General features: G+C 69.6%; 10 protein-coding genes, 1 tRNA gene and 1 pseudogene. 5 read left to right on the plus strand and 7 right to left on the minus strand.

The genetic code is table 11. The features are described 5' to 3' along the window. Positions 1-126 precede the first annotated feature (126 nt). Positions 127-200, minus strand: a tRNA-Met gene (locus tag ACFFGH_RS30700). Positions 201-281: 81 nt separating this feature from the next. On the opposite strand from ACFFGH_RS30700, the gene ACFFGH_RS30705 reads away from it, so the two are divergent. Further along, positions 282-1,307, plus strand: a complete 1,026-nt coding sequence (locus tag ACFFGH_RS30705; RefSeq protein ID WP_386676051.1) for a nucleoside hydrolase — start codon at positions 282-284, stop codon at positions 1,305-1,307. Between the two features lie 23 nt (positions 1,308-1,330). Here the strand turns inward: ACFFGH_RS30705 and ACFFGH_RS30710 are convergent, their stop codons facing one another. From ACFFGH_RS30710 to ACFFGH_RS30720, 3 genes are all read right to left on the minus strand, one after another. Continuing rightward, the gene (locus ACFFGH_RS30710) at positions 1,331-2,194 is read right to left on the minus strand and encodes a class I SAM-dependent methyltransferase (protein WP_386676053.1); all 864 of its coding nucleotides are present in this window, start codon (positions 2,192-2,194) and stop codon (positions 1,331-1,333) included. A 111-nt stretch (positions 2,195-2,305) separates the two neighbouring features. Next, entirely contained in the window at positions 2,306-5,215 is a 2,910-nt protein-coding gene (locus tag ACFFGH_RS30715) for a UPF0182 family membrane protein (protein ID WP_386676055.1), read from the minus strand. Between the two features lie 146 nt (positions 5,216-5,361). Further along, positions 5,362-6,474, minus strand: a complete 1,113-nt coding sequence (locus ACFFGH_RS30720) for a YlbL family protein (RefSeq protein WP_386676057.1) — start codon at positions 6,472-6,474, stop codon at positions 5,362-5,364. A gap of 120 nt (positions 6,475-6,594) precedes the next feature. Between ACFFGH_RS30720 and ACFFGH_RS30725 the strand changes: the two genes are divergently transcribed. Together ACFFGH_RS30725 and ACFFGH_RS30730 are read left to right on the plus strand one after the other, a co-directional pair. Beyond that, positions 6,595-7,926 carry a zinc-dependent metalloprotease gene (locus tag ACFFGH_RS30725; protein ID WP_386676059.1) on the plus strand — a complete coding sequence of 444 codons (1,332 nt, stop codon included), beginning with the start codon at positions 6,595-6,597 and terminating at the stop codon, positions 7,924-7,926. Positions 7,927-8,081: 155 nt separating this feature from the next. Beyond that, a complete protein-coding gene (locus ACFFGH_RS30730) occupies positions 8,082-8,954 on the plus strand; it encodes a TOMM precursor leader peptide-binding protein (RefSeq protein ID WP_386676061.1) in 873 nt (290 codons plus the stop codon). Positions 8,955-8,973: 19 nt separating this feature from the next. On the opposite strand, the pseudogene ACFFGH_RS30735 reads toward ACFFGH_RS30730, so the two are convergent. Together ACFFGH_RS30735 and nudC are read right to left on the minus strand one after the other, a co-directional pair. Next, positions 8,974-10,536 (minus strand): annotated as a pseudogene (locus tag ACFFGH_RS30735) (ATP-dependent helicase); the annotation flags it as partial. A 10-nt stretch (positions 10,537-10,546) separates the two neighbouring features. Then, positions 10,547-11,476, minus strand: coding sequence for an NAD(+) diphosphatase (nudC, locus tag ACFFGH_RS30740; RefSeq protein WP_386676063.1), 930 nt, complete (start codon positions 11,474-11,476; stop codon positions 10,547-10,549). Positions 11,477-11,550: 74 nt separating this feature from the next. On the opposite strand from nudC, the gene ACFFGH_RS30745 reads away from it, so the two are divergent. Continuing rightward, positions 11,551-12,543: a phosphotransferase gene (locus ACFFGH_RS30745; protein ID WP_386676065.1), complete on the plus strand. Its 993-nt coding sequence runs from the start codon at positions 11,551-11,553 to the stop codon at positions 12,541-12,543. Here ACFFGH_RS30745 and ACFFGH_RS30750 read toward each other — a convergent pair. Then, the gene (locus tag ACFFGH_RS30750; protein ID WP_386676067.1) at positions 12,455-13,975 is read right to left on the minus strand and encodes an MFS transporter; all 1,521 of its coding nucleotides are present in this window, start codon (positions 13,973-13,975) and stop codon (positions 12,455-12,457) included. The two genes, ACFFGH_RS30745 and ACFFGH_RS30750, sit on opposite strands and share 89 nt — an antisense overlap. A gap of 141 nt (positions 13,976-14,116) precedes the next feature. Here ACFFGH_RS30750 and ACFFGH_RS30755 point away from each other — a divergent pair, with 141 nt between their 5' ends. After that, positions 14,117-14,971: a LysR substrate-binding domain-containing protein gene (locus tag ACFFGH_RS30755; protein ID WP_386676069.1), complete on the plus strand. Its 855-nt coding sequence runs from the start codon at positions 14,117-14,119 to the stop codon at positions 14,969-14,971. Positions 14,972-15,044: the final 73 nt, after the last annotated feature.

The raw sequence follows: 15,044 nt of genomic DNA on the forward strand, positions 1-15,044 counted from the left end.
CGCCACCGGAGAACTACTCCGCGAACTGGAACTCGACCCGAACCGCGATTACCAACCCCAGAAAACGAAGAAACTCCCAAACCACTGAGGGTTCGGGAGTTTCCTATGTCCTGAGACAGGACATCGTTGCGGGGGCAGGATTTGAACCTACGACCTCTGGGTTATGAGCCCAGCGAGCTACCGAACTGCTCCACCCCGCGGCGTGGTTCCAGCATATCAGGTGCGGGAGGCGCACGATTCCGCCCGGGTCCGCGGTGGGCGAACGCTGGCATCCTGGATCGATGAGGCAGTCCACGACCAAGCCGGTGATCCTCGATGTCGACACGGGGGTCGACGACGCGCTCGCGCTCATGCTGGCCGTCGCCCATCCCCGCCTGGACCTTCGCGCGGTCACCTGCGTCGGCGGCAACGTTCCGCTCGATCAGGTCGTCGAGAACACGCTCGGCATCCTGAAGCTCATGGGCGCAGACGCCGTGCCGGTCGCTGCCGGGATGTCCGCGCCGCTTCTCGAGCCCCCGCAGCACGCCGACGACTTCCACGGGCGGAACGGGATCGCCGATGTGGTGCTGGCGCCGCACGGCCTGGAGCCGACGCGCGAGCATGCCGTCGAACTGCTGCGCCGGACCATTGAGCACAGCGGCGAACCGCTCACGTTGGTGACCCTCGCGCCGATGACGAACATCGCCGTGCTGCTGCGGATGTATCCGGAGGTGCTGCGGAACGTCGAGCGGATCGTCTGCATGGGCGGAGCGATCGGGCTCGGGAACGCGACGGCGGCGGCGGAGTTCAACATCTTCCATGACCCCGAGGCAGCGGAGGTCGTGTTCCGCAGCGGGGTGCCGATCACGATGTACGGACTTGAGCCGTTCTACAGGGTTGCGGTCGACGAGTCGACCATCACCCGGCTCATCGACTCACATGCGCCCGTGGCGCAGGTCGCGGGCCGGCTGCTGCAGCACAGCGCGCGGATGGGCGGCGACGACGAGCGCATCCCCGCCGAAGCCGCGGCGTGCATCGGCGACGCCGGTGCCGTGTGCGCGGTGATTGATCCGGATGCCCTGGTGACCAGGGCTGCGCCGGTGCAGGTCGTGCTCGATGGGACGGTGGCGCGGGGTCAGACCCTCGTCGACTTCCGCACGGGACCCGAGCCTGAGCGGCCCGTCGGCATCCAGCGTGGGCTGGTCGACGTCGTGTTCGATGTCGATGGGGCGCGGTATCGGAGGCTGTTCTTGGAGACGCTGGTTGCTGGTTGGGACCAGGCGACTGGTTCGGTCCCTTCGACGGGCTCAGGGACCGGGAGGGAGTAACCCGTTCGGTCGCTGCGACTGGCTCAGGGACCGAGTGGCTTCGTCGCGCCGAGGCTCATGCCGAGCGGGAGCCACTGCTCCCCCGGCCAGCGCCAGCCCACGCCCTCGCGGTGCTCGAGCTCGTCGAACATCCTCCATGGCACCGAGTAGTGCTCATGCAGGAAGTCGAGGCGCAGGCCGGAGTCGATCAGGTCGGTGACGGTCTTCCCCAGGGGGTGCATCCACTCGAAGGTGCGGGTGTGCTCGAACTGCGCCGTCTCGTCGGCGTAGGTGCCCTGCTCGTCGATCACGATCGGCTCGACTTCGGCATACGGGTACGCGAACGTGGGCAGCGCACCACCACGGCTCTCGAACACGAACGCCGCCGGATGACCGTCGGCGAAGTAGAGCCTGCCGCCCGGCTTCAGGAACCACGCGATGATGCGCGCCCACTCGGCGGTGTCGGGCAGCCAGCCGATGGTGCCCCAGGTCGTGAAGACCACGTCGAACGAGTCCGGCTCGGGGAGGATGTGTCTGGCGTCGTAGACGTTGGCGTGGATGAAGCGCGCCCGATCGGCCAGCCCGGCTCGATCCGCGAGGCCTCGTGCCTCCTGGATCGCCGGCTTCGAGAAGTCGATGCCGACGACCGTCGCGCCGCGCTGAGCCAGCACCAGGGTGTCTGCGCCGAAGTGGCACTGCAGGTGCAGGACCCGGAGGCCTTCCCAGCCTTCAGGCGCGATGCGCGGCAGCTCGGACTCCTCGACAAGGAACAGCCGACCGTTCCCAGCGAGCAGGGCGGACTGGTCGTACATGGGGCTTCCGACGTGCACCGGGACGCGCTCGTCCCACTGCGCACGGTTCGTCTCGAGCCACTCGCCTCCGGAGAGGTCGACGGGGCGATTGGTCATTCGGTTCGGTCCCTTCGGGGGCTGGAGCCCGTCGCGGACCGAGCCGGTCCGGACCCTTCTACCTCAGGGACCGAACCGGCTCGGCTCAGCAGATCAATCCAACGACCGAGGCTACTCGGAGGCTGCCAGCGCCCGCTCGATCGCGTCCTGCAGTCGCTCGTCCGCTTCGGCCGCCCCGACCAGGTCGTTGTTCGCGTACGCCTCCTGCCGGTCCTCGAGCGCCTGCTGAGCGTCGGCAAGCGCCTGAGCCAGCGCGTCACCCGGCTCGGCCGGCTCGGTCGGCTCGGGAGTGGCCGTCGGCTCGTCCGTCGGCTCCTCACCCGGGTCGGTCGGCTCCTCGGTCGGATCCGTGGGTTCCACGTCGACGTCACCCGCATCGGCTCCGGATTCACCGCCGAACAGGGTGTCGAGGGCCGCGTCGAGGGTGTCCTCGAACGCGATCTCGTTGCCGAACGAGACGAGCACCTTGCGCAGCAGCGGGTAACTGGTGCCACCCGTCGCCTGCACATACACGGGCTGGACGTAGAGCAGGCCGCCACCGACCGGGAGGGTCAGCAGGTTGCCGAGGAGCACCTCGGTGTTGCCCCGCTCGAGCAGCGCGAGCTGGTTCGCGACCTCCGTGTCGGAGCGGAACGTGTTGTACACCTGGCCTGGTCCGGGCACGGTGTTCTGGCCGGGCAGGGTCAGCAGCGTCAGCTTGCCGTAGTCCTCACCCGGGTCGGAGTTCGCTGCCAGGTATCCGGTCAGCACGTTCCGCGCGCCCTCACCAGTCGCATCCGGGATGAAGGTGGAGTAGAGCGTGAACGCCGGCTCGTCCGTCCCCGGCACCTGCATCGTCAGGTAGTACGGCGGCTGCAGGCGCTGCTGCGCCTCGGCGGAGCCCGGGTCGTTCGGGGTGATCCACGCCTGCTCGCCCTCGTAGAACGAGTTCGGATTCGTGACGTGGTAGTCACCGAGGATGGCGCGCTGCACCTTGAAGAGGTCCGCCGGGTAGCGCACGTGCGACAGGAGCTCCTCGCTCATCTCGCTCATCGGGTCGAGGCTCGTCGGGAAGATCTTCTGCCAGGTCTGCAGCACCGGGTCCTCGTCGTCCCACGCGTAGAGCTTGACCTCACCGCTGTAGGCGTCGACCGTGGCCTTCACCGAGTTGCGGATGTAGTTGAGGTCGTCCACGGCGTAGAGCGGCTCGGGCGTGTACGTGTCGGCGATGGTTCGCGAGAGCTGCTGCACCGTCGAGTACGGATAGTTGTCGCTCGTCGTGTAGCCGTCCACGATCCAGACGATCTTGCCCTCCACGATCGCCGGGTACGGGTCGTTGTCGAGGGTCAGATACGGCGCGACCTTCGAAACACGATCACGCGGGTCGCGGTCGTAGAGGATCTGCGACTGGTCGCTCACCGCCTCGGAGAGGAAGATCTGCTCCGACTGGAACTTGATCGCGTAGAGCAGCTTCTTGAAGACGTTGTCGAGCACAGGGCCGCCGTCGCCGGCGAACGTGGTGCGCGGGCCGGTGGCCTCCTCGCCGCCGGACGGGTAGTCCAGCTCGAGCGGCTCCGCCCCCTCCGGGCCGCCGACGATGGAGTACTCCGGCGACTCCTCACCGAAGTAGATGCGCGGCTGGTAGTCGCCGAGCTCCTCGCTGAGCACACCGGTCGAGGGGATGCCGGACTCGAGGAACACCGGCTCACCGTCGGAGGCGCGCTGGTTGCCGTACGCCGCGACGACACCGAATCCGTGGGTGTAGAGGATCGTGTTGTTGTACCAGCCGCCGGAGCTCTGCCCCTGCTGGTTCAGCTCGCGGAGCGCGATGACGGTGTCGGTGGTGGCGCCGTCGATCGTGTAGCGGTCGACATCCAGGAACGGGGCGAACTGGTAGTACTGCCGCACCTGCTCCAGCTGGCGGAAGGTGTCGGTGACCAGCGCCGGGTCGACGATTCGGATGTTCGCCGTGGTCTCGGCGTCCTCGCGCAGCGCACCCGGCTCGGCGTCCGTGGTCGCGTTGTACGGCACTTCCTCGATGCCCGCCACACCATAGGCCTGCCTTGTGCCCTCGATGTTCCGCTCGATGTACTGCGCCTCCAGCGACTGCTCGCTCGGCTCCACCTGGAACCGCTGCACGATCCACGGGTATACGGAGCCCAGCACGATGCTGGAGACGACGAGCAGCGCCGTGCCGATGATGGGCAGCCGCCACCGGCCGATGAACGCGGTGAGGAAGAACAGGATGGCGACCAGCGCCGCGATACCGGCGACGGTGGCACGTCCCCAGATGACGGCATTCGCCTCGGTGTAGCCGGCACCGTTGGGCAGGAAGCCTGCGCTCCGGTCGTAGAGGGTCGTGTACTGATCCAGCCAGATGCTGACCGCCTGGAGCAGGATGTACAGACCGGCGGTGATGGCGAGCTGCACGCGGGCGGTCTTCGAGATCCGCACCTCACGGCCGTTCACGCGGATGCCGCCGTACAGATAGTGGGTGGCGAGCGCGCCGAGTCCGGAGAGCAGCACGACCGCGGAGGCGAAGCCGACCACGGAGTGCAGGAACGGAAGCTGGAAGACGTAGAACGACACGTCCAATCCGAACTGCGGGTCCGCTTCCCCGAACGGGGTGCTGTTCAGCCACTGCAGCACCGTCTGCCAACGGGTTGATGCCGAGACCCCGGCGAACACACCGAGGACGGCGGGGATGCCGAACATGGCCAGGCGGCGCAGCGGCTCGACCACCTGCTGGTAGCGGTCCAGCTGCGCATTGAGCTTCGCGTACACCGGCCGGAACCGGAACGCGATCTGCAGGCTCAGCCAGACGGGCACCGCCATGGCGACGAACCCGATGAGGAACATCACCGCACCGGCGGCCCACTGGGTGAACAGCACGTCCTGGAAGCCGAGCTGCTGGAACCAGAGCACCTCGGTGTACAGGCTCGCGAAGATGAAGAACAGGATCACCAAGACGGCGAGGATCGCTGCGCCGATCGCGATGGTGGCGCGGGTTCTGTTCGGGGGCTGGGTTACTGTGCTGCTCAAGGACTCACCCTCGGCTCGGTGGTGCTGATTGCTGTGACTGCAAGGACGGCCAGTCGGCCGGCCCCCAGTCTATCTGGGAGGTTCCGGTGACATCCGGCGGGCAGTAACGGCGCGGTCTCGATCCGCCGAGGGAGTGCTGAGTGCGCTCAACCCGCTTCGCAGGTCGCGAGCTCCTCGATCCCGCCGTCGGTGCGGATGGCGTCGAGCACCTCCATCGCGTCATCCAGCGTCGCGACCGGGAACACCGTCAGCCCGTCCGGCACGTTGCCGACGACATCCGGGCAGTTGTCCGCCGGGGCCAGGAACCAGTCCGCCCCGCTCTCCAGCGCGGCGTACATCTTCTGCCGGATGCCGCCGATCCGTCCCACGTTCCCGGTTCCGGTGATGGTGCCGGTGCCGGCGACCTCCTCACCGCCGTTCAGCGCGCCGGGGCTGAGCTTGTCGATGATCCCGAGCGCGAACATCAGTCCGGCGCTCGGCCCTCCGACGTTCTCCAGCTGGATCGTCACGTCGATCGGGAACTCGTACTCGGCGCCGACCAGGATGCCGAGGATCGGCGCAGGGTTCTCGCCGTCGCTCAGTTCGGGAGTGATCTGGAAGGTCTCCTGCTCGCCGTCCCGCTCCACGATGACCTCGGCCGGCTGATCAGTGCCGTTGGCGGCGATGCCCTCCCGCAGTGCCGTGACGTCGTCGAACGAGTCGCCGTTCACGCTGACCACGACATCGCCCTCGGCGAGGACGCCGTCCGACGGGCCACCCTCTTGGGTGCCCGCGATGAGCAGGTGCCCGGGAACTTCGTAGTCGAGCTCGGTGAGTGCCGCGGCGATCGCCTCCCGCTGCGAGTTCTCCATGTCGATGCGGCTTCGCTCGGTGGTGTCCTCCACCGTGGATCCGGGCGGGTAGACCACGCCGACCGGCACCACGGTGCGGCTGGGCTGCAGCCAGGCGAGGGCGATGTCGATCCAGGTCGGCAGCCGGTCCGGATTCCCCTCGATGGTGACGGTGAGCAGGGTCAGTTCCCCCTCGGTCGGGTACGTCTCCTCGCCGGGGATCTCGATCAGCGGCACCGTCTCGCCCTGGAACTGCACCGAGCCGAGGGTGTCGTAGTACGGGCCCGGCTTCTCGATCACGTACGGCGCGGGGCTGAGCGCCAGCACGGATGCGGCCGCGAGCCCGATCAGCAGGAGCAACCAGCCGATCCGTCGGCGTCGCTCGGTCGACGGCGGCGCCTCCGGCTCCGTGTCGAGGAAGAGGACCACCTGGCTCCTTGGTGCTTGGGAAAGGAATCGCGCACGCGTTCGCTCCAGGCGCACTGCCGCCGGGGTCCGGGACGGCGCAAGTCGGGCAAGCGAATAGGTGCAGCCGCTAGCGTAGTTCGCATGGCTGATGACCCGCGGAACGACAACGAGGACGAGTTCCGCGACATGCTCAGGGAGTTCCTCGCCGGCAACTCCGACATCGATCCCGCCCGGCTCGCGAGCGCCGCCGGGCTGCCCGCCGACCCCGAGCTGATCAAGCGGATGATGGAGCAGCTGCAGACCGCCCTCCAGTCCTCCGGTGAGGGCATCAATTGGAGCATCGCCCGGGAGCAGGCGAAGAACATCGCCTCCCCCACCACGGTGCCGACGCTGCCTGCGGAGCGCAGCGCGCTGGAGCAGGCGTTCCACGTCGCGGAGCTGTGGCTCGACGAGGCGACCTCCCTCTCCCCGCTCGCGACCACTCCGAAGCTGATGAGCCGCACCGAGTGGGCGACGGTGACCATGCCGGTCTGGACCCAGCTGGCCGAGCCGGTCGCCACCTCCATCGCCAACGCGCTCACCCAGGTGCTGCGCGAGCAGGCGCCGGAGGAGATGGCCGGGATGATGCAGAGCGCCGGGCAGATCATGCGGAACCTCGGGGGCACCCTGTTCGCGATGCAGCTCGGCCAGGTGGTCGGGCAGCTCTCCAGCGAGGTGGTGTCGGGCGGCGACATCGGCATCCCGCTGCTCGGCGACGACGCGGCGCTGCTGCCGCAGAACGTCGACGGGTTCGGGCGCGGCCTCGACATCCCGGTCGACCAGGTGCAGCTCTACCTCGCGGTGCGCGAGCTCGCGCACGCGCGGCTGTTCCGGCAGGCGAAGTGGCTGCGGCTGCACGTGCTCACCTCGATCACCGAGTTCGCTCGCGGCATCCGGGTGGACACCGATCGCCTCGAGGAGCTCGCCGCCGACTTCGATCCCTCGAATCCCGAAGCGCTGCGTGAGGCGGTGACGAGCGGCGCGCTCATCCCGCCGAAGTCGGAGGAGCAGCTCGCCGCGCTGGCCCGGCTGGAGTCGATGCTCGCCCTCATCGAGGGCTGGGTCGACGTGGTCACCGCGAAGGCGACGCTGCGTCTCCCCCGAGCCGACGCCATCGCCGAGACGGTGCGCCGACGGCGTGCGTCCGGCGGGCCGGCGGAGTCGGCGTTCGGCACGCTCGTCGGTCTGGAGCTCCGGCCGCGCCGGCTGCGCGAGGCGGCCGCGATGTGGCGGAAGGTCACCGATGCCGTCGGCCCGGAAGCCCGCGACACCGTGTGGGCGCACCCGGACGTCATGCCGACGGGAGCCGACATCGACGATCCGTCGGCGCTGATCGCCCGGCTCGGCGAGACCGAGCGTGTCGAGGACGACATCGACCGTGCCATCGACGACCTCCTCAACGACGACCGCGGCGACCGCCCCCGCGAGGAGTAGCCGCCTCGGCCTCTCCATCGCTACTGTTCCCGTTTCGGTCTAGTGCGTCCGGCGGAACGGGTGCACTAGGCCGGAACGGGAACAGAAACCCCGCGTTTCTGCGTCGATGTGGAGAACGGGCGACGCCCGTGCGGGGCGTTGTCCATCATGGGCGAATGGTGGTGCGACTCGACCCGAAGGTGCCCGTGCTGTGGCGGACGCCGACCAGCCTGCAGATCGGCCTGGATCCGGCGCGCGTCGTGATGACGGATGTCTCGCCGCTCCAGGAGAGGCTGCTCGCCGCGGTCGTCACGGGCACCACGGAGCTTGCCCTCGAAACGCTCGCCGGCCGAAGCGAGTTCGCCCGGGATGAGGTGCGGCGTCTCCTCGACACGCTGGACCCGGTGCTCGAACGGCCATCACCGGCGCCGCGGGCGCACGTCGCGGTCTGCGGCCCCGGGCCAACCGCCGACCGGATCGCGACCCTCCTTGGCGCGGAGGGCATCCGCGTATCCCTGGCGCGGGATGAACGAACCGCCGCGACCTTGGATGCGAACGCCGCCGTGCTCGTCGGCTACTTCGTGCTGGCACCCTGGCACCTCTCGTTCTGGCTTCGCCGGGATGTGCCGCACCTGCCGGTGGTGTTCAGCGACACCGGCGTGCGGGTCGGGCCGGTGCTCATTCCCGGCGACGGCCCGTGCCTCTACTGCCTCGAGCTCGCGCACATCGATGAGGACCCGGCATGGCCGGCGCTCGCGACCCAACTGCTCGGCCGGCGCGGACATGCGGAGACCGCCCTGCTGTCCACCGAGGCGGCAGTGCTTGCCGTGCGCGGCGTGCTGGCCGCGCTGACCGACAAGCCGGACCGGCAGCAAGACTCCGTGGTGCTGCGCCTCAGCGGGTCATCGACCCGGCACGCTGTGGCACGCCACCACGGGTGCCTGTGCTCGGACGAAGCTCTGCGAGGAATCGGCTCGGCAGCCGCGCCGCGTTCCGGTTCGGCGCCGACTCCGAGTACGACAGGTGCGCGGCCTTCCGGGCGCGCGTGATGCCGACGTAGAGCAGCCGCCGCTCCTCATCGATGGCGTCGAATCCCTTGGCGTGGCTGATCGGCATCAGCCCCTCGGAGAGGCCGGGCAGGTACACGGTGTCCCACTCGAGCCCCTTCGCCGAGTGCATCGTGGCGAGGGTCACCGCCGACATCGTCGGCTCGTGCTGCGCCGCCTGCCGCTCGAACAGCTCGTTCACGAACTCCCGCAGCGAGGTGCCGACCGGGGTCGCCTCGGCGAGGCTCATCAGCGCGTTCAGCGCCTCCCAGCGGTCCCGCACCGCGCCGCGGGTCTCCGGTGGCTCCTGGGTCCAGCCGAGGCTCCGCAGCACGTCGCTCACCGTCTTGAACAGCGGCTCGTCACGGATGGAGACGGCGGCGCCCTGCAGCATCATCAGCGCCTGCTTCACCTCCTTCTGCTCGAAGAACCGCGTCGCGCCGCGCACCAGATAGCTGACACCGGCGTCGGCGAGCGCCGCCTCGATCGCGGCGGACTGCGCGTTGATGCGGTAGAGGATCGCGATGCCCTCCGCCTTCTCGCCGTCTGCGATCCGCGCCGCGATGGACTGCGCGATGGCCTGGGCCTCGTCCCGGTCGCTGGCGTAGGCGGTGATGGTCGGCTCGGTGCCCCCCTCCGCCGTCCAGCCGGCCGCGGGCACGAGCTCCAAGGCTCCGGGGCGCCCCCGCATCAGCCGGTTGGCGGTGTCGATGATCGGCGGGGTCGAGCGGTAGTTCTGCTCCAGCCGGATGACGGCCGCGTCGTCGTAGGCGGAGGCGAATCCGAGCAGGTAGTCGCTCGACGCGCCCGCGAAGGAGTAGATCGTCTGGGAGGCGTCGCCGACGACGCACACGTCGCTGCGGTCACCGAGCCATTGGGTGAGCAGGCGGTGCTGCAGCGCGGAGACGTCCTGGTACTCGTCGACGACGAAGAACCGGTACTGGGCGCGCACCTGCTCGGCGACCCGTGCCTCCGCCTCCAGCATTCCCGTCGCGGCGAGCAGCACGTCCTCGAAGTCGATCTGCCGCCGCTCGTCCTTGATCCGCTCGTACGCGGACTGCAGGTCGACCATCCGCCCGACGTCGATGCTCGGCGGCAGCGCGCGGGTGTGCGCGGCACGCTCGTACTGCTCCATGGTGAGGCAGGAGACCTTGCGCCACTCGATCTCCGCGGCGACGTCGCGGAGGGCGGCCGTGTCGATCTTCAGCCGCAGGGTCTCCGCGGCCTGGCCGAGCAGTCTGCCCTTGCTCTCCAGCAGCTTCGGCATCGTGCCGCCAACCGTCTGCGGCCAGAAGTACGACAGCTGCGACAGCGCCGCGGCGTGGAAGGTGCGGGCGGAGACGCCGGCAGCGCCGAGCTGCCGCAGCCGCGTGCGCAGCTCACCGGCGGCGCGGGCGGTGAAGGTGAGCGCCATCACCCGGTTCGGGGCATAGACGCCGGAGGCGACGCCGTACGCGATCCGGTGCGTGATGGCGCGCGTCTTGCCGGTGCCGGCGCCGGCCAGGATGCACACCGGGCCGAGCAGGGCCTCCGCGGCGACGCGCTGCTGCTCGTCGAGTCCAGCGAGCAGGTCGTTCGCGCTCATGCTCCCCCTCTCACCAGTCCCCCGGGAGCGGTTCGCCGTACCAGTGCTCGATCGCCGCGCGGGCGATCGACGTGCGCCCGGGGAGCCTCAGGCCGGGCAGCGCGGCCCGCAGCTCCTCCCGGCTGAACCAGCGCAGCTCGAGGATCTCGGTCCCGTCCGGGGTGGCGACGTTGTCGGCATCCGGGTCGACGCGCGCGGAGAACGCGACCATGACGGAAGCGGGGAACGGCCACGGCTGGCTGCCGAGATACACCGGGTCGATCACCTTCAACCCCGACTCCTCGAGGACCTCGCGCTCGACGGCGGACTCGAACGACTCCCCCGGCTCCACAAAGCCGGCGAGCAGCGAGTAGCGGTTGCTCTCCCACATCGCGTTCGAGCCGAGCAGCAGCCGGTCCTCGGCATCCGTGACCGCGACGATCACCGCCGGATCGGTCCGCGGGTAGAGCTCGCTGCCGTCCGACGGATCGATCCGCACCCAGCCGGCCTTCTCGGGGCGAGTCGCCGCGCCCGTGCGGGGCGAGAACCCGTGGGTGGCGTGCCAGTTCGCCATCGCGAGCGCCTGGGTGAAGAGACCCGCGTCGCGGCTGCTCAGCCGATGCCCGAGCGTGCGGAGGTTCTCCCACTGCCCGTCGAGTCCCGCGGCGACGGCGTCATCGATCACCGCGGAGAACACCGGCGCGCCGTCATGCTCGGTCGCGTCGCCGTCCGCGATGCGGCCGAGGTAGATCCAGAGGGGCGACTCTGGGATGTCCCTCACCCGAACGAAGCGCAGCCGATCCTGTGTGTCGGTGAGGGCGGTGCCGTTCCAGAGCGGCAGCACCAGCGCGGCGTCCGACGACCGGAGCGCCTCGAGCGCCGCCGCGTCCTCCCGGGTCAGCGAATCCCGGTCGACACCGTGCCTCGACAGCGGCAACCGCAAGGGGAACGACGCGGTCATTTGGAGCCCATCATGCGCTGAGAATGGCGTGGCGGATTGCTTTGCCGAACAAGGGCCCACCTACCCTGTTCGGTATGGCCAGGACCCATCTCACTCTAGCCGCGCTGGCGACATCCGCCGTCGCGGGCATCGATGTGGTGGCCGCTTCGCGTTTCGGCACCGGAGCGCATGGCGACTTCGACAGCGCTCTCCTCACCGACCGCGACGGCAAGCACTGGATCATCCGCGTCCCCCGCAACGACCGGGCACAGGCGGAGCAGTCCGCTGACCTCGTGGCGCTCCGGGCGTTGAGCGCCGGTGTGCGCGAGCGTCTGCCGTTCCGGGTGTCGACGTTCGCCGGACAGACGCCGTTCGAGGGCACCCGCGCCTGCGTATACGAGTTCGTCTACGGGTCCAAGGTGCCGCTGCACGAGATCTCCCCGGAGCTCGCCACCGGCATGGGCCGGGCGATCGCCGCGATTCACAGCCTGCCGACCAGCTTCGTCGCGGATGCCGGGCTGCCGACGCAGACCGCGCTCGACAGCCGCCGCTCCTGCATCACCGTGCTGGAGCGGGCCGCCGCGACCGGGCTGGTCCCGGCGGGGCTGCTGGCGCGGTGGGGCCGGGCCACGGAGGAGGCGCAGCTGTGGCAGTTCCAGCCGACCGTCATCCACGGTTCACTCAGCGCCGACTCGTTCCTCGTGACCGAGGGCCAGGTGTCCGGCGTGCTCGGCTGGCAGGACCTTCGGGTCGGCGACCCGGCACGAGACCTGTTCTGGGTGCTCGGCGCCAGCGACGAGTACGTCTCGGATGCGGCCCTCGAGTCCTACGGGCGTGAGCGCGGCAACATCGACCGGCAGGTTCGGCACCGGGCGATGCTCTACGCGGAGCTCGAGATCGCGAAGTGGCTGCTGCACGGCACGCAGGAGCGAAGCACCGAGATCGTCGACGACGCCGTGCAGATGCTCGACGGGCTGATCGAGTCGATCGCCAACGACGTCATGAATCCGATCGGCGAGCAGCGTCTGCCCGCTGCGAGCGTCGACGAGGTCGAACAGCTGCTGACCCGGTCCGAACGAGCGTTGTGACGGTCGTTCGCGCCTGAGTGATCGGGCGCACCGCGAACCGGCGCGCCTGAGCGAAGCGGCGGCGTTCGGCGCCGGCGGCCCGGGTGCGGGACGGGGTGTCGACCGCGCGCGGCTCGGAGCGCTCCACGATCCGCACCAGCCGCGGCTGGCGAAAACCGACCCGCAGCCGCAGCCTGCCCTTGCGTGCGAGCAGGATGCCGAGGGTGATCGCGGCGGTCGTCAGCACACCGCCGGCGAGCACGAACGCCTGCCGAGGGCCCAACGCATCGGCCAGGAACCCGAGCAGCGGACCGCCGATCGCCTGCCCGCCGATGATGATCATCATGTAGATCGACATGACGCGCCCGCGGATGGCGACGTTCGACGTCAGCTGACTGAGCGACTCCGCCGCGGTGGCGAACAGCAGCCTGGTGATGCCGATGCCGACCAGCATGGCGAGGAACAGCGGCGCCACCGGCGCGAGTCCGGCGGAGAGCATGAAGACGCCATAGGCGAGCCCCGCCAGGATCACCGAGCGGATCCGCAGCGACGTGCGGCGCGTCGAGAGCAGCGCGCCGGTGAGCGCACCGATCGCCGCGAAGGAGTTGTAGAGGCCGTACCCCTGTGCGCCCGTGCCGAACGCGGAGTTCGCCATGCCGGCCAGCAGCGTCGGCATGGACATCCCGAACACGGCGACGAAGAGCAGCATCCCCATCGGCCAGGCGATCGTGGGCTTGCTCAGCACGTAGCGCACGGCCTCCCGGATCTGGCCGCGCGCCGCCGCCACCGGCGCCGCGACCCGGAGTTCCGACCTGCGCATCAGCAGCAGGGAGCCGATGGTGATCAGCCCGGCTGCGGCATTGATGCCGATGGCCCAGCCTGCGCCCACCAGCACGATCATCCCGCCGGCGATCGCGGGACCGAGCAGCCCGCCGAGGTGGAAGATCGACGCGTTGACGCTGATGGCGTTCCGGAGGTGGCTGTGCCCCACCAGCTCGTTCACGAACACCGACCTGGCCGGCGCTTCGACGACCTGCAGCATCCCGATGACGAACACGATCGCGTAGACGTGCCACAGCTCCACCGCGCCGGTGATCGCGAGCACCGCGAGGGAGCCGCTCAGCACCGCCACGGTCGCCTGCGTGATGAGGATGGTGACCCGCTTCGGCAGCCGGTCGGCGAGCACGCCTCCGTACACCCCGAACAGCAGGATCGGCAGGCACTGCAGCGCGACCGTGAGGCCGACCAGGCCGATGCTGCCGGTGAGCTGCAGCACCAGCCAGTCGGTGGCGATCCGCTGCATCCAGCCGGTGGTGTTCGCGAACAGCTGCGCGATCACGTAGAGGCGGTAGTTGAAGACGCGCAGTGCCGAGAAGGTGTCCCGCCAACTGGGGCGTTCGGCGAAGATCGGGAGGGGTGCGGTGACGGATGCGTCCGTCGCTGGAGAAGACACGAAAGTAGCGATACCTGGTTGCGTAGAAGTCGATTGCGTAATGAGCCTGTTACCAGCCTAAACTGACGGGGTCATTCGCGTTCGGAATGACGGCTATAAGTGGCATTGCGAAACGCAATGGATCCGGCGGCGGGAGGCGCGGTGTTCGACCCTGTGCTGCTGCGCACTTTCGTCGCCCTGGCGGAGACACTGTCGTTCACGCAGGCGGCGGCGCGTCTGCAGCTCAGCCAGCCCACCGTGAGCCAGCACGTGCGGAGGCTGGAGAAGGCGGCCGGGCGAGCGCTGGTCGCGCGGGACACCCGGCTGGTGCGGCTCACGGACAACGGCGAGGCGATGCTCGGCTTCGCCCGGTCGATCCTTGCCGCGGAGGACCAGGCGGTGACCTACTTCACCGGCTCGGCGATGCGGGGGCGGCTGCGGTTCGGAGCCGCGGACGATCTCGCGCTCACCCAGCTGCCGCAGGTGCTCCGCGACTTCCGGCAGCTGTATCCGCAGATCAACCTGGAGCTCTCGGTCGCCCAGAGCGGGGCGCTCGCCAAGCGGCTGCACGCCGGCCAGCTCGACCTGGCGTTCCTGAAGCAGGAGTCCGGCACGGCGCAGGGCAGGCTGGTGCGGCGGGATTCGCTGGCCTGGGTTGCGCATCAGGACCTGCGGGTCGAGGAGGCGGCGCCCGTGCCGCTCATCGCCTACCCGAGCCCGAGCCTCAGCCGCGCCGTCGCCATCGCGGCACTGGAGCAGGCCGGCCGCACCTGGCGGGTGACCTGCAACGTCCGCGAGGTGAACGGGGCGCTGGCGGCCGCGCGCGCCGGGATCGGGATCGCGGTGTTCCCGCGGAGCCTCATCCCCGGCGACCTCACCGAGGTCGGGAGTGTCGCGGGGCTGCCACCGCTCGGCACCATCGACTTCGCGCTGCTCGACAACCCCCGTGCGGCCCGTGAACCCGTGGAGGCGCTCGCCTCCGCGATCCTCGCCCGCCCCGGCAACCTCAAGAGCTGAGCCGCCCGAAACCGGGCCGGTTCGGCGGAAGTGGGGCGCCGCGGCGGCCCGGATCCGCCGAACCGGGCCGGAT

The sequence above is a fragment of the Lysobacter korlensis genome, from assembly GCF_042434515.1.

Coding starts and splice junctions, on each gene's coding strand:
- nudC (WP_386676063.1), bottom strand. CDS start 11,476: ATGACCGCGTCGTTCCCCTTGCGGTTGCCGCTGTCGAGGCACGGTGTC.
- ACFFGH_RS30725 (WP_386676059.1), top strand. CDS start 6,595: ATGGCTGATGACCCGCGGAACGACAACGAGGACGAGTTCCGCGACATG.
- ACFFGH_RS30730 (WP_386676061.1), top strand. CDS start 8,082: ATGGTGGTGCGACTCGACCCGAAGGTGCCCGTGCTGTGGCGGACGCCG.
- ACFFGH_RS30710 (WP_386676053.1), bottom strand. CDS start 2,194: ATGACCAATCGCCCCGTCGACCTCTCCGGAGGCGAGTGGCTCGAGACG.
- ACFFGH_RS30705 (WP_386676051.1), top strand. CDS start 282: ATGAGGCAGTCCACGACCAAGCCGGTGATCCTCGATGTCGACACGGGG.
- ACFFGH_RS30745 (WP_386676065.1), top strand. CDS start 11,551: ATGGCCAGGACCCATCTCACTCTAGCCGCGCTGGCGACATCCGCCGTC.